17 protein-coding genes are annotated in these 21,011 nt (G+C 63.9%); 10 read left to right on the forward strand and 7 right to left on the reverse strand.

The window, feature by feature from the left end; all coding sequences use genetic code 11:
- The first annotated feature begins 2 nt into the window (after positions 1 to 2).
- Positions 3 to 1,550 (forward strand): glucose-6-phosphate isomerase, encoded by a 1,548-nt coding sequence (gene pgi / locus ACEN8I_RS06045; protein ID WP_413327387.1) that lies wholly within the window; start codon positions 3 to 5, stop codon positions 1,548 to 1,550.
- 135 nt (positions 1,551 to 1,685) lie between these two features.
- Positions 1,686 to 2,507: a DUF3047 domain-containing protein gene (locus ACEN8I_RS06050; RefSeq protein WP_413327389.1), complete on the forward strand. Its 822-nt coding sequence runs from the start codon at positions 1,686 to 1,688 to the stop codon at positions 2,505 to 2,507.
- 41 nt (positions 2,508 to 2,548) lie between these two features.
- Here ACEN8I_RS06050 and ACEN8I_RS06055 read toward each other — a convergent pair whose 3' ends face one another.
- The 3 genes from ACEN8I_RS06055 to ACEN8I_RS06065 all read right to left on the reverse strand — a co-directional run bounded on the left by ACEN8I_RS06055 (position 2,549) and on the right by ACEN8I_RS06065 (position 5,658).
- Positions 2,549 to 3,217, reverse strand: coding sequence for an OmpW/AlkL family protein (locus ACEN8I_RS06055; RefSeq protein WP_413327391.1), 669 nt, complete (start codon positions 3,215 to 3,217; stop codon positions 2,549 to 2,551).
- Between the two features lie 368 nt (positions 3,218 to 3,585).
- On the reverse strand, positions 3,586 to 5,238 hold the full coding sequence (gene groL, locus ACEN8I_RS06060; RefSeq protein WP_413327393.1) for a chaperonin GroEL: 1,653 nt from the start codon (positions 5,236 to 5,238) through the stop codon (positions 3,586 to 3,588).
- A 129-nt stretch (positions 5,239 to 5,367) separates the two neighbouring features.
- Positions 5,368 to 5,658 (reverse strand): co-chaperone GroES, encoded by a 291-nt coding sequence (locus ACEN8I_RS06065; RefSeq protein ID WP_007872916.1) that lies wholly within the window; start codon positions 5,656 to 5,658, stop codon positions 5,368 to 5,370.
- Positions 5,659 to 6,108: 450 nt separating this feature from the next.
- Between ACEN8I_RS06065 and ACEN8I_RS06070 the strand changes: the two genes are divergently transcribed.
- The 3 genes from ACEN8I_RS06070 to ACEN8I_RS06080 all read left to right on the forward strand — a co-directional run bounded on the left by ACEN8I_RS06070 (position 6,109) and on the right by ACEN8I_RS06080 (position 9,680).
- Entirely contained in the window at positions 6,109 to 7,611 is a 1,503-nt protein-coding gene (locus ACEN8I_RS06070) for an ATPase domain-containing protein (RefSeq protein ID WP_413327395.1), read from the forward strand.
- A complete protein-coding gene (locus ACEN8I_RS06075) occupies positions 7,611 to 9,104 on the forward strand; it encodes a response regulator (protein WP_413327397.1) in 1,494 nt (497 codons plus the stop codon). Before ACEN8I_RS06070 ends, ACEN8I_RS06075 begins: the two co-directional genes overlap by 1 nt.
- Positions 9,105 to 9,473: 369 nt before the next feature.
- Positions 9,474 to 9,680 carry a hypothetical protein gene (locus ACEN8I_RS06080; RefSeq protein WP_413327399.1) on the forward strand — a complete coding sequence of 69 codons (207 nt, stop codon included), beginning with the start codon at positions 9,474 to 9,476 and terminating at the stop codon, positions 9,678 to 9,680.
- Positions 9,681 to 9,840: 160 nt separating this feature from the next.
- Here the strand turns inward: ACEN8I_RS06080 and ACEN8I_RS06085 are convergent, their stop codons facing one another.
- Positions 9,841 to 11,214: a CHASE3 domain-containing protein gene (locus ACEN8I_RS06085; RefSeq protein ID WP_413327401.1), complete on the reverse strand. Its 1,374-nt coding sequence runs from the start codon at positions 11,212 to 11,214 to the stop codon at positions 9,841 to 9,843.
- Between the two features lie 263 nt (positions 11,215 to 11,477).
- Positions 11,478 to 12,662 (reverse strand): methionine adenosyltransferase, encoded by a 1,185-nt coding sequence (metK, locus tag ACEN8I_RS06090; RefSeq protein WP_413327403.1) that lies wholly within the window; start codon positions 12,660 to 12,662, stop codon positions 11,478 to 11,480.
- 176 nt (positions 12,663 to 12,838) lie between these two features.
- Here metK and ACEN8I_RS06095 point away from each other — a divergent pair, with 176 nt between their 5' ends.
- Together ACEN8I_RS06095 and ACEN8I_RS06100 are read left to right on the forward strand one after the other, a co-directional pair.
- Entirely contained in the window at positions 12,839 to 13,702 is an 864-nt protein-coding gene (locus tag ACEN8I_RS06095) for a lysophospholipid acyltransferase family protein (protein ID WP_413327405.1), read from the forward strand.
- Complete coding sequence (locus ACEN8I_RS06100) at positions 13,699 to 14,595, forward strand: lysophospholipid acyltransferase family protein (protein WP_413327407.1); 897 nt, start codon at positions 13,699 to 13,701, stop codon at positions 14,593 to 14,595. The genes ACEN8I_RS06095 and ACEN8I_RS06100 overlap by 4 nt, the downstream gene beginning before the upstream one ends.
- Positions 14,596 to 14,616: 21 nt before the next feature.
- On the opposite strand, the gene ACEN8I_RS06105 is transcribed toward ACEN8I_RS06100, so the two are convergent.
- Together ACEN8I_RS06105 and yihA are read right to left on the reverse strand one after the other, a co-directional pair.
- Positions 14,617 to 15,528, reverse strand: coding sequence for an alpha/beta fold hydrolase (locus tag ACEN8I_RS06105; RefSeq protein WP_413327409.1), 912 nt, complete (start codon positions 15,526 to 15,528; stop codon positions 14,617 to 14,619).
- 42 nt (positions 15,529 to 15,570) lie between these two features.
- Positions 15,571 to 16,296, reverse strand: a complete 726-nt coding sequence (gene yihA / locus ACEN8I_RS06110; RefSeq protein ID WP_413327411.1) for a ribosome biogenesis GTP-binding protein YihA/YsxC — start codon at positions 16,294 to 16,296, stop codon at positions 15,571 to 15,573.
- A 211-nt stretch (positions 16,297 to 16,507) separates the two neighbouring features.
- On the opposite strand from yihA, the gene ACEN8I_RS06115 reads away from it, so the two are divergent.
- From ACEN8I_RS06115 to ccsB, 3 genes are all read left to right on the forward strand, one after another.
- Positions 16,508 to 17,182, forward strand: a complete 675-nt coding sequence (locus ACEN8I_RS06115; RefSeq protein WP_413327413.1) for a c-type cytochrome — start codon at positions 16,508 to 16,510, stop codon at positions 17,180 to 17,182.
- 171 nt (positions 17,183 to 17,353) lie between these two features.
- Positions 17,354 to 19,567 (forward strand): cytochrome c biogenesis protein ResB, encoded by a 2,214-nt coding sequence (locus tag ACEN8I_RS06120; protein WP_413327415.1) that lies wholly within the window; start codon positions 17,354 to 17,356, stop codon positions 19,565 to 19,567.
- Complete coding sequence (gene ccsB, locus ACEN8I_RS06125) at positions 19,564 to 20,940, forward strand: c-type cytochrome biogenesis protein CcsB (RefSeq protein WP_413327417.1); 1,377 nt, start codon at positions 19,564 to 19,566, stop codon at positions 20,938 to 20,940. The genes ACEN8I_RS06120 and ccsB overlap by 4 nt, the downstream gene beginning before the upstream one ends.
- The last annotated feature ends 71 nt before the right edge of the window (positions 20,941 to 21,011 follow it).

Genomic DNA, 21,011 nt, shown 5'->3' on the forward strand with positions numbered 1-21,011 from the left:
CCATGGCCGTGCAGCCAAGACCCCGTTGCGACCGCACGCCGGCATGGGCCGCGCTGCAGGCCTGCTTCGACACCCAGGGAAAATCCTTTGACCTGCGCCGGGCCTTCGCGGCCGACGCAGGGCGCTTTGCGCATTTCAGCCAGGAGGCGCCGTATGTTTTTGCCGATCTCTCCAAAAACCTGATCGACACGCCCAGCGAGGCGCGGCTTCTGGATCTGGCCGCGCAATGCCAGGTTGAGCAGCACCGCGATGCCATGTTTGCCGGCGAGCTGATCAACGGCACCGAGCAGCGCGCCGTCATGCATTTTTTACTGCGGAGTCCGGCCGGCGGCGGCATGACGGGTGACCTGGCGCGCGTGCATGAAACCCTGGACGCCATGCTGGCCTATGCCGAGCAATTGCGCGCCGACACGGCCATCACCGACATCGTCAACATCGGCATAGGCGGCTCCGACCTCGGCCCGCAGATGGCGGTGCTGGCGCTGGCTGAATTCGCCATCCCCGGCAAGCGTTTTCACTTTGTCTCCAACGTCGATGGCGGCGAGCTGGCCGGCGTGCTGCTAGGGCTCAAGCCCCAAAACACGCTGTTTCTGGTGGCGTCCAAAACCTTCACCACCACCGAGACCATGACCAATGCGCATTCGGCCAGGCGCTGGTTCGAAGCGCAGGGCGGCACGGATGTCGGCCGGCATTTTGCGGCGCTGACGACCAATGTCGCGGCGGCCAATGCTTTCGGCATCAAGACAAGCTTCGGCTTCTGGGACTGGGTGGGCGGGCGCTATTCGCTCTGGTCGGCCATAGGTTTGCCGATTGCCATCGCCATAGGCGCGGCCGGCTTTCGTGAGCTGCTGGCCGGTGCGCATGCCATGGACGAACACTTCCGCACGGCGCCGCTGGCGCGCAACCTGCCGGTGCGCCTGGGCTTGCTCGACGTCTGGTACCGCAATTTCTACGGCTTCGGCAGCCGCAGCATCGCGCCTTATAGCAGCGCCTTGCGGCGCCTGCCGGCCTACTTGCAGCAGCTTGAAATGGAAAGCAACGGCAAGCGTGTCGACGCCGGAGGCCAGGCCTTGCCTTTCGCCACCTCGCCCGTGCTTTGGGGCGAGCCTGGCACCAACGGCCAACACGCTTATTTCCAGATGCTGCACCAGGGCAGCTCGGTGGTGCCGGTGGAGTTTGTCGCCGTCAAACAGGCCGGACACGGCCTGCCCGGCCACCACGCCACCTTGCTGGCCAATGTGCTGGCCCAGGCGCAGGCGCTGATGCAGGGCAAGGACGATGCGGGTGGCCACAAACATTTTCCCGGCAACCGGCCCAGCACCTTTTTGCTGCTGGAGCGGCTCACGCCCGCCAGCCTGGGCGCGCTGGTCGCGCTGCAGGAGCACCGTGTGTTCGTCAGCGGCGCTATCTGGGGCATCAACAGCTTCGACCAGTGGGGGGTCGAGCTCGGCAAGGTGCTGGCCAGGGATATCGAGCCGCGCCTGCAGAGCGGCGACCTGTCCGGCCTTGACGGCTCGACGGCAGGCCTGCTGCGCAAAATTTCCGGCTGATTTACGCAAAACTGTGCTTTTTTCCCTGACGGGAGCGCGCGGTTTCGTGGTCAACTTGCCGCTTCGCTGATTTTTCGATGACTTCGCATCATGTCTTTACCTGCTCCGTCTGGCCGAGGTTTCCCCCGTTTTTCCATGCTCGCCGCTGCGCTCCTTGCCGCGGCACTGGCCGCCGGCTGCGCAACGCGCGCGCCCGTTGACGAGGACGCCGACGCCGAGGAGCCCGTCAGCCAGGGCGGCACCGTGGGTGTGGCCGAAGGCGTGACCGGCACGGCCTGGGCCGAGATGTCGGCGCCGCCCAAAGCCGGGGACCTTAAGCCCGACGACCTCAGATGGGAGATATTCCGCGTGCCCGGCAAGCAGCCGGCCAGCTACAGTTATGTGCGCCATGAAGGCCGCGACGCGGTGCTCGCGAAGGCCGAGGCTTCCGGCAGCATCTTGCGCCATCGCCACCGCATTGAGCCGGATCAACTAGGCCTTGTGCGTTTTTCCTGGAACGTGCCCAACGCGGGTGCGGGAGCCAACGCCGCGCTGCCGCAACTCGAGGATGTGCCGGTACGGGTGGTGCTCGCCTTCGAAGGCGACCGCTCGCGGCTGTCGATGAAAAATGCCATGCTGTCGGAGCTGAGCCGCTTGCTGACCGGCGAAGAGATGCCTTTCGCAACCCTGGTCTATTCGTGGTCGCGGGTCAAGGAGCCCGGTGAGGTCGTCGTCAACGACCGCACCGACCGCATCCGCAAGATCGTCGTCGACTCGGGCGACCACGGGTATAACGAATGGCGTAGCTACGAGCGAGACATCCGTGCCGACTACCGCAAGGCCTTTGGCGAAGACCCGGGTGCCTTGCTGAGCTTTGCGGTATTTACCGAAGGTGAAAGGAATGAAGGCCAGTTGCAGGCCTTCTACGGGCCACTCAAGCTCATACCGGCTTCGGGTTCGGCTGTTGCGAGCAAGTAGCGGCGCGTCAGTGCCCGCTCACGGCGAAGCGGCGGCCTTGCTCAAAACTTGTAACCCAGTTGCAGGGTGAAGCAGTTGGGGTCCAGCACCACGTCAATTGTCTGCCCCGTACTCAGCGTGCCGCGGGTTTTCAGCAGGGTCTTGGTATAGCTGCCTTCCACAAACCATTTGTCATTGAGGTTGTAGACGCCTCCGACCTGGAAGGAAGGGGCCAGCTTGGATTTGAAGGACACGCCGGTGGGCGGGCCGCCGGGGTTGGTCAGCGCGGTCAGCAGGGTACTGCCTTTTTCTTTGTAAAACCGTACATAGGACAGGCCGGCGCCCAGGTAGGGTCGGAACCGGGCCTCGGCCTCGAAAAAGCGGTACTGGCCTATCAGAGTGATCGGCAAGGCTTTGGTTTCGGCCACCTTACCGAAACCCGCGAGCGTGCCGTCGCCGGTGACGTCATGCCGGAAACCCAGGCCCAGCGGCAGGTGCAGGTTGAGGTGCTCGGTGGCCATGTAGTTGATCGCGCCCGTCACCCGGGTGTCGTTGCTGACACCCACACGCACGTTGGGTATGTTTCCCGTCAGCGTGCCGCTGTCCACCGAGGGCTTGATGCGCGTAACGCCGGCCGACAAAGACCAGGTGCCGGCTTGCTGCGCGAAAGCAGGGAGTGTGAACGCAGCCGTGACGGCCGCGGCAATCAGGTATTGTCTGGAAAGAGGCATGGGGCGAGTCCGGTGATGTGGCTGGGTGACTGTTTTAAGGTGTTGGAGGTTCATCCAGGGGATAGGTATCAATGGTCATGGTAGCGGCAAGCGCTGATACGCGCTGGCTTGCATGGGGTTTTGTCCGGGCGATGAAGCGCAGACGCAACGAGTTTTATCGATTGAAAACGTTCTTCGTACAAGGTTTGTACGGATGCGTGCAATGCGCTTTTGGCCGGCCAATCCGGCCGCCTTGATGATCGGCAGTCTCCTGCGCGGCCTCGCCGCCCTGGCGTGCCCACCTGCCCAGCGGGCGAGCAATAAAAACAAGCATAAAAAAAGGGCCGCGAAAGCGGCCCTTTTTGATGGAGCGAGAGCTCAGGCAGGCATTACATGCCCATGTCGCCCATGCCGCCCATACCACCCATGCCGCCGGGCATGCCGCCGCCGGCAGGTGCTTCGTCCTTTGGAGACTCGGCCACCATGGCTTCGGTCGTCAGCATCAGCGATGCCACGGAAGCGGCATTCTGCAGTGCGGTGCGGGTGACCTTGGTTGGATCCAGGATACCCATTTCGATCATGTCGCCGTAGGTGTCGTTGGCTGCATTGAAGCCGTAGTTGCCCTTGCCGCCGAGAACCGCGTTGACCACCACGGAGGCTTCGCCGCCTGCGTTGTAGACGATTTCGCGCAGGGGGGCTTCAATAGCGCGCAGCACCAGCTTGATACCGGCGTCCTGGTCGGCGTTGTCGCCCTTGATGACGCCCGCAGCCTGCTTGGCGCGCAGCAGCGCAACGCCGCCGCCGGCCACAATGCCTTCTTCCACGGCAGCGCGGGTCGCGTGCAACGCGTCTTCCACGCGGGCCTTCTTTTCCTTCATTTCGACTTCGGTGGCTGCGCCGACCTTGATCACGGCAACACCGCCGGCCAGCTTGGCCACGCGCTCTTGCAGTTTTTCACGGTCGTAGTCGCTGGTTGCTTCCTCGATCTGGACGCGCACTTGCTTGACGCGTGCTTCGATGTCGGCTGCGGCGCCGGCGCCGTCGATGATGATGGTGTTTTCCTTGCCCACTTCGATGCGCTTGGCCTGGCCGAGGTCGGCCAGCGTCACTTTTTCGAGCGACATGCCGACTTCTTCAGCGATGACCTTGCCGCCGGTCAGGACAGCGATGTCTTCCAGCATGGCCTTGCGGCGGTCGCCGAAGCCGGGGGCCTTCACAGCCACAACCTTCAGGATGCCGCGCAGGGTGTTCACCACCAGGGTTGCCAGGGCTTCGCCCTCGACTTCTTCGGCAATGATCAGCAGCGGACGGCCGGCCTTGGCAACTTGTTCCAGGGTAGGCAGCAGGTCACGGATGTTGCTGATCTTCTTGTCGTAGAGCAGCACAAAGGGGTTGTCCAGCAGCGCGGACTGCTTTTCGGGGTTGTTGATGAAGTAAGGGGAGAGGTAGCCGCGGTCGAACTGCATGCCTTCGACGACGTCGAGTTCGTTTTGCAGGGACTTGCCGTCTTCCACGGTGATCACGCCTTCCTTACCAACCTTGTCCATCGCGTCGGCGATGATCTTGCCGATGGATTCGTCGGAGTTGGCGGAGATCGAGCCGACCTGGGCGATTTCCTTGGAGGTGGTGGTGGGCTTGGAAGCCTTCTTGAGCTCTTCGGTCAGGGCCAGCACGGCCTTGTCGATACCGCGCTTCAGGTCCATGGGGTTCATGCCGGCGGCCACGTACTTCATGCCTTCGCGGACGATGGCTTGTGCCAGAACGGTGGCGGTGGTGGTACCGTCGCCGGCGTTGTCGGAGGTCTTGGAAGCGACTTCCTTGACCATCTGCGCGCCCATGTTCTGCAGCTTGTCCTTCAGTTCGATTTCCTTGGCGACGGACACACCGTCCTTGGTCACCGTGGGGGCGCCGAAAGAGCGCTCCAGAACCACGTTACGGCCTTTGGGGCCCAGGGTTACCTTGACGGCGTTGGCCAGGATGTTCACACCCTCGACCATGCGTGCGCGGGCTTCGCCGCCGAAAATGACGTCTTTTGCTGCCATGTTTAATTCTCCAGAATTCAGTTAATAAGGGGTTTGTGGTGAAGATTTACTGTTGTCTCCGGCCGGGCCTTTCGGCCCTTAACTTCGCTTCGCGAAGTTAGCCTCGACGAAAACAATTCGCGTTGCGAATTATTTTTCAACCACTGCAAACAGGTCTTCTTCTTTCATGACGAGCAATTCGTCGCCGTCGACCTTGACGGTCTGGCCGCTGTATTTGCCGAACAGCACGCGGTCGCCCACTTTCACGCCCACGGGGCTCAATTCGCCCTTGTCGTTCTTCTTGCCGGGGCCAACGGCCAGCACTTCGCCTTGATCAGGCTTTTCAGCGGCGCTGTCAGGAATGACGATGCCGGAAGCGGTTTTGGTTTCGTTTTCCACGCGTTTGACGATCACGCGGTCGTGCAAAGGACGAAGTTTCATGAGAGCTCCTTGTTTGAGAACACTGGGTTTTGGGAATCAAAAAACACCCACGTAAAAGTGAGTGCTCGTTAACTTTGGTGGATTGATAAGGCTTTGTTAGCACTCAATACCATCGAGTGCTAATCATAGAGGCAATTAGGCCGGTTTTCAAGGCGCCGGGGCCCGAAAGCTCAGGTTTTGGTGCTTTTCGCGCCATGTCATGGGCCGAGACTCCAGGCGGCCATTCGGCGCCCGGCCCCTTCCCCCCGCGCGAATAGTGGCCCAACGACGGCTGACAACGGGATGGCCTCTGGTCCTACGCGCAACACCGCTGCCGAAAACCCGCGATTCAGGGGTCCTCTGGCTACTATTTATTCAGGTGTTACAAGCCGCTTCGTTCTTTAACGGGGTGTTGCGGATTGTGCGTGTCAGGTCAAAAGGCTTTCACAACCGCATTCAGTGCACGTAATCATGACGCTTCAAAAACCGTCCGACAAAATTTTTCTCTCAACCGGCATTCCCGGCCTGGACAACATCCTGGGAGGGGGCCTGATCAAGGACCGCATCTACCTGATCGAAGGCGAGCCGGGAACCGGCAAGACCACCACAGGCCTGCAGTTCCTGGTGGACGGCGCCAAGCGCGGCGAGTCCGTCGTCTACATCACGCTGGCCGAAACCGCCGCGGAGCTCGCCGGCGTCGCCGAATCCCACGGCTGGGCGCTGGACGGCATCCATATCCACGAAGTACTGCCTTCCGAGAACCTGCTGATGCCGGAGGCCGAATACACCATGTTCCACCCGTCGGAGGTGGAAATGGGCACGACCACGCAGATGATCCTGTCGGTGATCGAAAAACAGAAGCCGACCCGCGTGGTCATCGATTCCCTGTCCGAGTTGCAACTGCTGGCCGACACCCCCTTGCGCTACCGCCGCCAGGTGCTGGCGCTCAAGCAGTTTTTTGCCAGCCGCTCCTGCACGGTGATGCTGCTGGACGACCGCACGGCCGCCGGCATAGACCTTCAGGTGCGCAGCATCGCCCACGGCGTGATCACGCTGGACCAGTCGGTGAAAGACTACGGCGCCGAGCGCCGCCGCGTGCGCGTGGTGAAGTACCGCGGCATCGCCTTTCGCGGCGGCCTGCACGACTACGACATCCAGTACGGGGGCCTGTGCGTGTATCCGCGCCTGGTGGCGGCAGAGTCGCGCGTGATGGGAAAACGCGTGCAGCTGACCAGCGGCCTGCCCGAACTCGACACACTGCTGGGTGGCGGCCTGGAGGAGGGCACCAGCACCCTGATCGCCGGCCCCCCTGGCACCGGCAAGTCTTCGCTGGCGGCGCAGTTCGTCACGGCGGCCGCCAAGCGTGGGCAGAGCAGCGCCATGTTCCTGTTCGAGGAAGCCGCCAACAACTTGCTGAACCGCGCGGACGGCCTGGGCATGGACATTCGCAAGCCCTATGAGAGCGGCATGCTGACGATTCAGCAGATCGATCCCGCCGAGTTGTCGCCCGGCGAATTTTCCACGGTGGTGTGCCAGGCCGCCGACCGCGGCTGCAAGGTCGTCGTCATCGACAGCATCAACGGCTACCTCAACGCCATGCCGGACGAGCGCTTCCTGACCACGCATTTGCACGAGTTGCTGACCTACCTGGGCCAGCGTGGCGTCGTGACCATCCTGGTGGGCGTGCAGCAGGGCATGCTGGGCGGCCAGATGTCCACCATGGTGGACGCCAGCTACCTGGCCGACAACGTGCTGATGCTGCGCTACTTCGAGCACGACGGCGAGGTCAAGCAGGCCGTCTCGGTGTTCAAAAAGCGCGGCAGCCTGCACGAGCGCACCATTCGCGAGTTTTCCATGTCCCGCGGCGGCATCCACGTGGGCGCGCCGCTGCGCGGTTTCCGCGGCATCCTCACGGGGGTGCCTGTCTACACCGGCAGTGATCCTGAACTGGGCGCCTCCCGCGGAGCGAAGTAGTGGAGCGGCGTATCGTCATCTGCGCGCCCACCGGGCGGGATGCGGCGCTGACCGCCAGAGTGCTGCAGTCCGTGGGCATCCACAGCATCGTTTGCCCGACCAGTGAGGAACTCATGCGGCAACTGCCGCTGGGCGCCGGCGCGCTGCTGCTGGTCGAGGAGGTCGTCAGCGGCGCGGCCATGCGGCCGCTGGCGGACTATGTGGCCTCGCAGCCCACATGGTCGGACATTCCCATCTTGCTGCTGACCCGCAGCGGCGCCGATTCGCTGGACGTGCAGCGGGCCGTGGAGCACCTGGGCAACGTGACGCTGGTGGAGCGGCCGGTGCGCACCATCGCGCTGATCACGGCCACGCGTTCGGCCGTGCGCGCGCGTGAAAGGCAGTACCAGGTGCGCGACGCCGACAAGCGCAAGGACGAGTTCCTTGCCACGCTGGCGCATGAACTGCGCAACCCGCTCGCGCCGATCCGCACCTCCATGGGCATTCTCAAGCACCTGCACCCCGATTCGGGCCAGGTGACGCAGTTGCGCAATGTGGTGGACCGCCAAGTCTCCCACCTTACGCGGCTTGTGGACGACCTGCTGGACGTGGCCCGCATCACCAGCGGCAAGGTAATGCTCAAAAAAGGGCGGATCACGCTGCAGTCGGTGATCAACCACGCGGTGGAGATTTCCGGCTCCGCCATGGAGAGCAAGCAGCACAGGCTGGAGGTGCTGGAGCCGGATGGCGTCCATGTCCTGGACGCCGACCATGCGCGCCTCGTGCAAAGCGTGGCCAACCTGCTGGTCAATGCCGCCAAATTCACGCCCGCTGGCGGGCATATCGTGCTGCGTGCGGACGTCGCGGGGCCCGTGGTGACTTTCCGCGTGAAGGACAACGGCGTAGGGCTGGAAGCGGCCTCGCTCGGGAGGATCTTCGACCTGTTTGCCCAGACGCCCGTGCCCGGCGAAGCGCCGACCGGCCTGGGCATAGGCCTGAGTCTGGCCAGGCAGTTCGCCGAGATGCACGGCGGAACTCTGCAGGCGGCCAGCGAAGGCCTGGGCCGCGGCAGTGAGTTCGTGCTGGCATTGCCGGTGGTGCTGGAGGGCGAGCGGCCTGAGGCGCCCCCGCAAGCCGACGGCGCCACCCCGCCCGCCGGCACCAAAAAAATCCTCGTGGTGGACGACAACGTGGACGCGGCCAACACATTGGAGGTCTTGCTCGGCATGGACGGGTTCACCGTCACCACAGCCTACGACGGCGTCGCCGCCGTGGCCGCCGCCGGGGCCGACCGGCCGGATGTGGTGGTCATGGACATCGGCATGCCCGGCATGAACGGCTACGACGCGGCGCGCCTGATACGCCAGCAGCCGGGCAATGAAAAAGTCATCCTCATTGCCGTCACCGGATGGGGCCAGTCGACCGACAAGACCCGCGCCAGCCTGGCGGGGTTTGACCACCACTTGGTCAAGCCTGTCGATTACGACAGGCTGATGTCCTGCCTTTCGGGCTGAGATGCCAGGATGGGTGCTGGGGGCCGATTCGAGCTTGTCCTACACGGAATTCCTCTCCTGCTGACGGCTTGTCACCCTTGCCGGCCCCTAAAGTCGAAGTTCATCCACTCCGAGCCCCAACGGGCTAGCAAGATGTTTCTAGACAGTTTTCCACGCGAGGAGGCGCAGGATAGCCGTGCCATGCGCCCGGCACGTGAGCCGGTGGTCGAGCCGGTCCGCTCCCGCCATCCTTGGCCGTTTCCGGTGTCCGGCAAGCATTTCGGTCTGCCCAAGCCACCCTCGGGGCCGCAATCAGGCGCACCCGGCAGCAGTTTTGTCACTTGATGGATTTGCGCGAGTTCCGCCGGTCCGTGAGCAAAGGAGAGGGAGATGAACGCAAAAACCAGTGCGCAGCCGCAAAGCCGCCATGCCGGCGGCCCGAAAAAGCCCGTGGTCAAGCCCGGCAAAAGCCTCTCCGATGAATTCGGCAGGGAGGGTACCAACAAGACCATTGCCGAACCCAAAGCCGACAACGAGCCCTCCGAAGAACTGGGCAATACCCGGCATATCGGCAAGACGCCTTACACGCGCGGCTAGGCTTTTTCAGCGATCGCGATGATGCTGGAATTGCCGCTGTCGACGCTCCCGCTGACTGGCGGCCGGGCATCGGCCCTGCTGCGCTAAGCCTGTTTCGCTGCAACCGGCCGCGAAAGCCGATCCCGAGTGGGCCGCAGACTGTGCGATAGGCGAGCGCGCCTTAGGCCGCGTTGTCCGCCACATGAGCCGCCGCGGTGCGCAGCACCACCAGGGGCAGGGTGGCCGAGACGGTCGTACCCTTTTCCGTGGAACTGATCTCCAGGTGGCCGCCCGAGGCCTCCACCCGGTGGCGCATGCCCTGCAGGCCGTGGCTGGATGCCTGCACGGCCTGCGGATCGAAGCCCCGGCCGTCGTCGTGCACGGTCACGATGATGTAGTCCTTGTAGCTCAGCAGGTTGATTTCCACGTTCTGCGCCTGCGCATAGCGGGCAATATTGGTCAGGGCCTCCTGGGCCAGCCGGTAGACCGTCAGCTGTATGGTTTCGTCCAATTCCGCTGGTTCAAGGTTGGTGACAATGCTCAAGCCCGAACGCTGGGCGAACTCTCGCGTCAGGATCTCCAGGGCCGGCAGCAGCCCGAGGTTGGACAGCGAGGAAGGGCGAAGGTCTTCGATGATGCGCCGCTTCAGGGCGATGCCGCTGTTGAGCGTTTCAATCAGGTGCTCGATGCGGGCCGGCAAGTCGCCGTTTTCGCCGGACAGCTTGGCTTTGATGCGCGTGATATCGAGCTTTGCGGCCGTGAGCAGCGCGCCGAGTTCGTCGTGGAGTTCGCGCGCCAGGTGCTCTCTTTCCTGTTCCCGGACCTGCTGCAGGTGGGTGGCCAGTTCGGCCAGGCGGCTGGTGCGCTCCTTGACCTGGACGTTCAACTGGTCGCGCTCGGCCTGCAATGCCAGCTGCTGGCGCTGCCCGGCCTGGTCCAGGGCGGCGGTCTGGCGCAAATACAGCCAGAAGGCCACAAAGGCGACGGTCGCCACCAGGGTGATGCCTATGCGCGTGAGCAGCAGCGAGCGCCGGACTTCCGCGTAGCCCCTGGCGGTGTCCTGGTTGGTTTCTTCGATGAGCCGGCCGGCGCTGTCGCGTATGGCGTCCATTTGCTCCTTGCCCACCTCCGTGGTCAGAACAAAACGCCAGGCCTCGTCCTTGCCTTCGTTCTTCATGCGGATGGACAAATCCATTTCAGCCAGCTTGCGCTGCACCGTCCGTCCCAGCAGCGACAGCGTGCTGGCCTGGTCCGGGCGGGCGGCGAGCAGCTCGCGCAGCTGGTCCTGCGTCTGGCCTATGTCCGCGATGGCGGCTTTGTAGGGCTCCAGGTACATGGTGTCGCCCGTCAGCAGGTAGCCTCGCTGACCGGTCTCCGCGTCGAGCACATCGCGCAGCAGCCGCTGGACATGGCTGCGTGTGAGGTGGGCATGCGCCACCTCATCCATCGCATCCATGGATTTGTCGTACGACAGTTCGCTGATGCCGATCAGGGTGAGCACGGCGATCAAGGCGCAGGCAACATTGACGGCCATTTTGCGGGGGGTGCTTCGCATGGGAGCTTTCCTGGAGTTCTTGAAATGGCGCCGCCGGCCGGGCGCAGGCCTGTCTTAAGTCAAAGCATGAAAAAAGCCACCCGAAGGTGGCTCTATGTTGCTGGCATTTCGCGGGCTGCGGCGTAGGACGCCGCCTTGCCGCCGATGTGGTTGCGACGGCCTTGGCTGTCGTTTTAGCTCCGGCACGGGCTTTCAGCCCTTAACTTCGCTGCGCGAAGTGAGCCTGCGCTGAAGAACTGATACCGGGCTTTCGCCCGGCGGCCTTACAGACCGGCTGCAGCGCGAAGCGCAGCAGCTTTATCAGTTCTTTCCCACGTGAATTCCGGTTCGTCGCGGCCGAAGTGGCCGTAGGCTGCCGTCTTTTCGTAGATGGGGCGCAGCAGGTCCAGCATCTGGATGATGCCCTTGGGGCGCAGGTCGAAGTGTTCGTTGACCAGGGCCGAGAGCTTTTCGTCGGAGATCACGCCCGTGCCTTCGGTATAGACCGTGACGTTCATGGGCTTGGCCACACCGATGGCGTAAGCCACCTGGATCTGGCACTGCCGGGCCAGGCCGGCCGCCACGATGTTCTTGGCGACGTAGCGGGCGGCGTAGGCGGCCGAGCGGTCCACCTTGCTGGGGTCCTTGCCGCTGAAGGCTCCGCCACCGTGCGGGCAGGCGCCGCCGTAGGTGTCGACGATGATCTTGCGGCCGGTCAGGCCGCAGTCGCCCTGAGGGCCGCCGATGACGAAGCGGCCGGTCGGATTGATCAGGTAACGAGTGTCCTTGGTCAGCATGCCCTTGGGCAGCACCGGCTTGATGATTTCCTCGATGATGGCTTCGTTGAAAGAGGCCTTCATCTTGTGCGGGGTTTCGCTCTGGTCGGGGCTGTGCTGGGTGGACAGCACCACGGTGTCAATGCTGTGCGGCTTGCCGTCCACGTAGCGCATGGTGACCTGGCTTTTTGCGTCGGGGCGCAGGAAAGGCAGGCGGCCGTCCTTGCGCAACTGGGCCTGGCGCTCGACCAGGCGGTGCGCGTAATAGATAGGCGCGGGCATCAGGTCCGGCGTTTCGTCGCAGGCGTAACCGAACATCAGGCCCTGGTCGCCGGCGCCTATGTTCAGGTGGTCGTCGGAAGCGTGGTCCACGCCCTGGGCGATGTCGTTGGACTGCTTGTCGTAGCAGACCATGACAGCGCAACCCTTGTAGTCGATGCCGTATTCGGTGTTGTCGTAGCCGATGCGCTTGATGGTGTCGCGCGCGACCTGGATGTAGTCGACGTGGGCGTTGGTGGTGATCTCACCGGCCAGCACGACCAGGCCGGTGTTGGTCAGGGTCTCGGCGGCGACGCGGCTGCGCGGGTCCTGCTTGAAGATCGCGTCGAGAATCGCGTCGGAAATCTGGTCGGCGACCTTGTCGGGATGGCCCTCGGAGACGGATTCGGAAGTAAAGAGAAAATCGTTCGCCATTGCGTACACTCCATAAAGTTTGTCGGCGCGTTGCCGGCTGGGGTGCTTCGGCGAACGCTTTAGCAGTTTGGTTTAATGTCGCCCTGCAAGTTGTTCAATAACTCGGCGACAGCCCTCATTATAAGACAGCCCATTTTCGGCTGGATTGGCCCCTCAATACCCCTTTTGCCTGATCAATGCCCTGGTTGTTCCGATTTTTCGCCCTCTGGCCGCTGTCCGCCCTGCATGCGCTGGGCGCCGGTCTGGGCTGGCTGGTCTGGGCCTTGAGCCCGCGCTACCGCGCGCAATTCCGGGCCCATGTGGCGCAGGCCGGCCTGCCCTTTGAGCTGGCCCGCCCGGCGATCGCCGAGGCCGGGCGTTTTATCGCCGAACTGCCCAAGCTGTGGATGCGGCCCGCCACGGAATCCTGCCTGGGCAATGTTCGCGTCGAGGGCCAGGCCCATGCGGAGCAGGCGTTTGCGCAAGGCCGTGGCGTGATTTTTTTCGGCCCGCATTGCGGCAGTTTTGAGCTGGGCCCGCAGGCGCTGGCTGAGCTGTACGGGCCCATCACCGCGATCTACCGGCCCGCGCGAAAGGCCTGGCTGGCGCGGCTGGAGCGCCTGGCGCGCGACCGCGCCAACCTCACCGTGGTACCGGCCTCCCTGAGCGGCATCCGCCTGATGCACAAAACCTTGAAGGCGAACCAGGCTGTGGCCCTGCTGACCGACCAGGTGCCGCCGGAAGGATTGGGTGTCTGGGCGCCATTCTTCGGCAAACCGGCTTACACCATGACCCTGGCGGCGCGGCTGGCACTGCAAAGCGGGGCGGTGCTGCTGCCGGTGAGCTGCGAGCGCCTCCCGCATGGCAGCGGCTACTTCCTCAAGATATGGCCGGCGGTCCAAGGGGTCCAACCCGACGATGCCGGCAAGCCGCGAGCCGAACTGCTGCAGGCCGTGACGCAGATCAACCGCGCGATTGAAGCCATCGTACTGAGCCAGCCCGGCCAGTACTTGTGGGGCTACGCCCGCTACAAGACACCACGCAAGGAAGCACCGCTTTGAAGACTGCCCGCCAGATGGCCAGCCGGCTCGTAACCCGCGGCGGCATTCTTTTCATGCAACTGCTGGCTCTGGTGCCGCTTTCCTGGACACGCGCCCTGGGCGTGCTGCTCGGCTGGGTGTTGTATGCCGTGGTGAGTGCGCGCCGGCGTGTGGTGGACACCAACCTGGCCCTGTGTTTCCCGGCACTTTCCGCCGAAGAGCGGCGCCGCCTGAATGTGCAGACCTTTGTGTATTTCGCCCAGGCCTGGCTGGACCGCGCCTGGCTGTGGCACGCACCCAAAGCCTGGGTGCAGCGGCGCGTGCACCTGACGGGCGCGGTTGAGGAACTCGCGGGCAACGCGCCCACGGTGATTTTCCTGCCGCATTTTGTGGGCCTGGATGCGGCCTGGACCGCGGTGGCACTGCAAATGCCGCGGCCTTCCACCACGATTTACACCGACCAGTCCAACAAGCTGGTGGACCGCTGGATACTGCGCGGGCGCCGGCGCTTCGGCAACCTGCGCCTGTTCGGCCGCGCGGCCGGCGTCAAACCCATCGTCGCGGCGCTGCGCGAAGGCCAGCCGCTGTATTTGCTGCCGGACATGGATTTCGGTCCCGACGATTCGGTGTTTGTGCCGTTTTTCGGCGTGCCGACAGCCACCGTGCCCTCGCTCTCGCGCTTTGCCAGGCTGGGCCGCGCCAAGGTGTTGCCGCTGCTGCCGCGCGTCACCGCCACCGGTTACGAGGTGCAGGTGTTGCCGGCCTGGGGCGATTTCCCCAGCGAAGACCCGGTGGCCGACACCGCGCTCATGAATGCGCGGCTGCGCGACTACATTGAAACCATGCCGGCGCAGTACTACTGGGTGCACAAGCGCTTCAAGACCCGACCTGAAGGCGACCCGTCGATGTATTGAGCCGGCGCGGGCCTGCGGCCGCTAGCGCAGAAAATCCCGCAGGTATGCCGCCACCAAGGCCGGTTGCTCATGGACTATCCAGTGGGTCGCGCCGGCAATGCGCTGCAATGTCATTTGCGGTACGTAGTCTTCGAGGCCGTCCAGCAGGGCCGCCGGCAGGGCAATGTCGTCCATGGCCCAGAGCACCAGGGTAGGAAGATGGATTTCCAGCATCTCGCGCGGAATCGTCACGGCGGCCGCGGCCGGGTCGTTGTGCGGCGGGCCCGGCCGGGGAGGGCGCAGCGGCGAGGCGCGGTAGTAGTTGCAGGGGCCGGTCAGGCCTCGGCGCCAAACTTCGCGGTATTGTTCGCGCACCGTGTCGGTGAGCCAGGCGTGCGGGCCGTCGGCCGCGCCCATGTGAGTGAAAAACTCCCAGAGGCGGCGAAAGTCGTCCTCGGCCAGCAGCGCCTCGGCGTCGGGGCGGATCAGGAAATTCATATAGGCACTGGCGGCCTGCTGCGCCGGCGACTGCTGCAGCTCGCGCAAAAAAGTGCCGGGATGCGGCGAGTTGATGATGGCCAGTTTTTTCATCAGGGCCGGCTGGCCGGCCGCCAGGTTCCAGGCCACCGCGCCACCCCAGTCATGGGCCACCAGGCATTCGAGCTGGCCGCCCTCCAGCGCGATCAGCGCCGCGATGTCCTGCACCAGGTGCTTGGGCCGGTAGGCGGCGGCCTCGGCGGGCGCGCTGGACTGTTCAAAGCCGCGCAGGTTGGGCGCAATGCAGCGAAAGCCGCCGTTTTCAGGCCGGGCAAAGTGCTCGAGCAGGCCATCCCAGACAAAAGCGGCTTCGGGAAAGCCGTGCAAAAACATCAGCACGGGCCGGCCTTTGGCGCCGCTGGTGCGGCAGGACAGGCTGATGCCGTGGGGCAGGGCCTGCAAACAGGTTTCAATCATGGCGCTACGCTTTCTATCCGGGGCCGAAAGCGCCGGCCGGCCTCAATCGTTGATTTCAGGCAAGTCGTCGGGCGCAGCCTGGGCGGGCCTGCCGGGCTTTTCATTGTCAGCCGGGTGCGCCCAGTCCCATAAATGCTGGGCGACTTCCTCGACGCCCTGGCGCTTCAGCGAAGAAAAGAGTTTGACGTCTCCGCCGCCGGCCTGCAGTCGCACAATGGACAGCGCCTTGGCCGCTTCTGTCTTGTTGAGCTTGTCCGATTTGGTCAGCAGCACCAGGAATTTCAGACCTTCCTCGACGCGCGGCCGGATCACGTCGAGCAGGATTTCGTCGAGCTCCGTCAGGCCCAGGCGCGGGTCGCACAGCAGCACCACGGCCTTGAGGTTGTCTCGCGTCTGCAAATAATTGCCCATCACCTGTTGCCAGCGGTATTTGGCTTCCTTGGGCACCGCCGCATAACCGTAGCCCGGCAGGTCGGCCAGCACCGCATCCATCACGCCCTGTTTGCCCAGGCTGAACAGGTTGATGCTTTGTGTGCGGCCGGGCGTTTTGGAGGCAAAAGCCAGCCTGTGCTGCTGCGTCAGCGTATTGATGCAGGTGGATTTGCCCGCGTTGGAGCGGCCCACGAAGGCGATTTCCGGCACGTCGACGCGCGGCAGGTGCTTGAGTTCGGGCGCTGTGGTCAAAAACTTGGCCGTGTGCAGCCAGCCCATGGCGATCTTGGGGTCGGGTGTGGCGGAAGCTTGTTTGGGCGGCGGTGCGGAGGTCATGGTCGGGCGGTCCCTGAAGGTCGTTTGCATGCCGGCGGCATGCGTTGAAAGGGGCCAAAGCCCCTGTGGGCGGGGCTTGGGAGGCCGCGAACCGGCAGAAAGCTCCTGGCGGCTTGCCGCGGCAAGACCCCGAATAATCGGGGGTGCCCTGAAGCCATTGTAAAATCAGAAAGTTATACGTTTTGTGCGCCAACCAATTAAAACCCCCGATATGAAGCTGTTCGTTACTTCCCTCCTGGCCGCTTTGCTGGCCGTGCCCGCCGTATCGTCCTTCGCCGCCGGCGAAGCAGCCGCACCCGCGCACGATGCCGCCCCGGCCGCCGCAGCGGCTCCGGCCAAGGTTGCCAAACCCGACCTGGTCAAGGGCGAAGCCAGCTTCACCGCCGTGTGCGCGAGCTGCCACGGCGCCGACGGCAATTCCGGCACTCCGGCCAACCCCAAGCTGGCGCAGCAGCACCCCGAATACCTGGTCAAGCAGCTGCAGGAGTTCAAATCCGGCAAGCGCAAAAACCCCATCATGCAGGGCTTCGCTTCGGCGCTCTCCGACGATGACATGAAAAACATCGCCTACTGGGCCACCTCGAAAAAAGCCAAAACCGGCTTTGCCAAGGACAAGGAACTGGTCGCCCTCGGTGAGCGCATCTACCGCGGCGGCGTGCAGGACCGCCAGATCGCCGCCTGCGCGGGCTGCCACAGCCCGACCGGCGCCGGCATTCCCTCCCAGTACCCGCGCCTGAGCGGCCAGCATGCCGACTACACCGTGACGCAGCTAACGGCTTTCCGTGACGGCGGCCGCAAGAACAGCATCCCCATGACCCAGGTTGCCGCCAAGCTCAACGACCGCGAAATCCGCGCCCTGGCCGACTACATTGCCGGCTTGCGCTGAGCCGCTGCCCGCCTAGGCGGGCTTTTTTGCCGAAAATACACGCAGGCCGACTGCAGTATTGAACCCAAGCCGCTAAAACCAATCACACCAAGGCGGGTCTTTCTGATGAAGGCCCGCCTTTTTCTTTTTCCCTTGCCGGCAGCCGCCAGCCGATCCGGTTCCACTTAAAGCATGACAGTTTCCACCCAGGGTTTGAAGGTCAATTGGGGCTCCCGCAGCTTGCGGGCGTCGGTGGAACTGCTGTCGTCCATGCGGTTTTCCATTTCGCTGCTGACGGTGATCTGCATCGCGTCCGTCATCGGCACGGTGCTCAAGCAGGCGGAGCCGCTGGGCAACTACGTGAACCAGTTCGGCCCGTTCTGGGCGCAGGCCTTCAGCCTGCTGAGCCTGAACACGGTCTACAGCGCCTGGTGGTTTTTGCTGATCTTGGCCTTTCTGGTCATTTCCACCTCGCTGTGCATCGCGCGCAACACGCCCAAAATCCTGGCGGACCTGAGCCAGCTCAAGGAGAACGTCCGCGAGCAAAGCCTCAAGGCCTTCGGCCACCGCGCCGAGGCCGCGCTGGCCGAAGCGCCCGAAGCCGCCGCGCGCCGCATCGGCCAGACGCTGGTGCAAAGCGGCTGGAAGGTCAAGCTGCAGCAGCGCCAGACGCCCGAAGGCGGCGGCTGGATGGTGGCCGCCAAGAAGGGCGCTGCCAACAAGCTCGGCTACATAGCGGCGCACAGCGCCATCGTGCTGGTGTGCGTGGGCGGCCTGCTGGACGGCGACATGATCGTGCGCGCGCAGATGTGGCTCAACGGAAAGTCCATCTACACCGGCGGCGGCCTGATCGCCGACGTGCCGGCGAAATACCGCCTGAGCGACAGCAACCCGACCTTTCGCGCCAACCTGCTGGTGGCCGAGGGCACGCAGTCCGGCACCGCCATCCTGAACCAGCCCGGCGGCGTGCTGCTGCAGGAGCTGCCGTTTTCCATCGAGCTGAAAAAATTCATCGTCGAGTACTACTCGACCGGCATGCCCAAGCTGTTCGCCAGCGACATCATCATCCACGACAAGGAAACCGGCGAGAAGATTCCGGCGCGCGTGGAAGTCAACCACCCAGCGCGCCACCGGGGCATCGAGATTTACCAGTCCAGCTTTGACGACGGCGGCTCCAGCGTCACGCTCAAGGCCATTCCCATGGCGGCGGCCACCAAGCCGTTTGAAATCCAGGGCACGATAGGCGGCACCAGCAGCCTGAGCAATGGCCAGGGCGAAGGGGCTGAAAAGCTGACGCTCGAATACACGGCGTTGCGCGTCATCAATGTCGAAAACTTTGCCTCGGGCGGCGGCAACATGGGTGGCTCCGGCGCTGACGTGCGCAAGGTCGACCTGCACCAGGCCATCGATTCGCGCCTGGGCGCGGCCAACAAGACGGTCACGCAAAAAGAGTTGCGCAACGTCGGGCCCAGCGTGAGCTACAAACTGCGCGACTCCGCCGGCCAGGCCCGCGAGTTCCACAACTACATGTTGCCGGTCAAGACCGACCCCGGCGAAAACAGCCCGGCTGTCTACCTGCTGGGCGTGCGCGAGACACCCTCGGCCCCCTTCCAGTACCTGCGCATTCCGGTCGACGCCGAAGGCGGCATGGACACCTTTTTGCGCCTGCGCGCCGCGCTGGCCAACCCGGCCCAGCGCGAGCTTGCCGTCAAGCGCTACGCCAGCCAGGCCATAGGCCGCGACCGTCCCGAACTGGCGCAGCAACTCGCAGCCTCGGCCTCGCGCGCGCTGGCGCTGTTCGCCGGCAGCGGCCCTGACGCGGCGGCAACCGGCAACGGCAAGACCGCCGGCCTGCAGGCGATTTCCGATTTCATGGAGGCCAACGTGCCCGAAGCCGAGCGCAACCGCGCCGGTGAAGTGCTGGTGCGCATCCTCAACGGCGCGCTGTTCGAGCTGGCCCAGATGACGCGCGAGCAGGCCGGGCTCAAGCCCATGGCGCAGGACGAAAAAACCCTGGGCTTTATGTCGCAGATGGTGCTGAGCCTGTCGGACGCCCATTTTTACCCCGCGCCCATGGCTTTTGAGCTCAAGGATTTCACCCAGGTTCAGGCCAGCGTGTTCCAGGTGGCGCGCGCCCCGGGCAAAACCATTGTGTACCTGGGCTGCGCTTTCCTGATCCTGGGCGTCTTCGCCATGCTTTACGTGCGCGAGCGCCGCGTCTGGGTCTGGCTGGCGCCGCGCGGCAAAGACGGTGCCCGGGCCGAGGGTGGCAATGGCGTGGGTTCAGTGCCAGAATCAGCTGGAAGCAGCCAGGCCACCATGGCCTTGTCCACCAACCGCAAAACGCTGGATGGCGACAAGGAGTTCGAGATGTTGAAAACGAAACTGTTGCAGGCGCCCCTATGAATACCTCCACCATCAACACCACGGCGGTGAACACCACCACGCTGAAGGCCGGCGGCGACAGCACGCTAAGCCTGAACGAAGGCTATTTCGTCCGGCGCAATGTGCTGGACTGGGTGTTCGCCGCGCTGGTCGCCGGCGGCTTTCTCTACGCCTTCGCTCGCTACGGCGCGTTCATGGACGTCTACGAAAAAGGCATCCTGCTGGCGGCCATTCCGGCGGCCATCGCAATGGGCTGGTTCTGGCGGCCGCTGCGGGTGCTCATGGTGGTGGTGAGTGCCTTTGCCCTGCTGGGCATTGCGTCCTACCAGGGCGATCTCGGGCGGGCCGATCAGGTGTTCTGGCTCAAGTACTTCCTCTCCAGTCAATCGGCCATCTTGTGGATGAGCGTGCTGTTTTTCATGAGCACGATTTTTTACTGGCTGGGGATGTTCGCCAAAGGCCAGAGCGGCACGCTCGAGTCGCTGGGTTCCAAAATAGCCTGGGTCGCCGTCGGCATGGCGTTGATCGGCACGCTGGTGCGCTGGTATGAAAGCTACCTGATAGGCGCCGACGTCGGGCATATCCCCGTGAGCAACCTGTATGAAGTTTTCGTCCTGTTTTGCTGGATGACGGCGGCCTTCTATCTGTACTTTGAATCGCAGTACAACACACGCGCGCTGGGCGCGTTCGTGATGCTGGTCGTCAGCGCTGCGGTCGGCTTTCTGCTCTGGTACACCGTGGTACGCGAAGCCCATGAAATCCAGCCGCTGGTGCCCGCCCTCAAAAGCTGGTGGATGAAGCTGCATGTACCGGCCAACTTCATCGGCTACGGCATGTTCTCGCTGGCCGCCATGGTCTCGCTGTCCTACCTGATCAAGCAGCAGGCCGATGAAAAGCAGTGGTACCGGCTCACGCCGCTGTGGCTGCTGGGCGTGGTACTGTGTTTTGTGCCCATCGTGTTTCGCAGCAAGTCGCCGGCCGAAGTGGGCGGCAGCTACTACTGGGTCGGCTACCTCGCGGTATCGGGGCTGATCGCCGCCGGCATCCTGCTGGGCCGCAAGCGCATCGCGGCGCGCCTGCCCAGCTTTGAGGTGCTGGACGACGTGATGTACAAGGCGATTGCCGTCGGCTTTGCCTTCTTCACCATCGCCACGGTGCTGGGTGCCCTCTGGGCCGCCGAGGCCTGGGGCGGCTACTGGAGCTGGGATCCCAAGGAGACCTGGGCGCTGATCGTCTGGCTCAACTACGCGGCCTGGCTGCACATGCGGCTCATGAAGGGCCTGCGCGGCACGGTCGCCGCCTGGTGGGCCCTGGTGGGGCTGGCGGTCACCTCGTTTGCCTTCCTGGGCGTCAACATGTTCCTCTCGGGCCTGCACAGCTACGGAACCTTGTAGCCGGCCGGGGGTCTTTGTTAAAGCCCCGGCTGAATCCGTGTAAGAACCTGACGCGTATTCAGACTAAGCCA

The organism is Polaromonas sp. CT11-55 (assembly GCF_047303325.1).
In the GTDB taxonomy this organism is placed as follows: Bacteria; Pseudomonadota; Gammaproteobacteria; order Burkholderiales; family Burkholderiaceae_C; genus Polaromonas.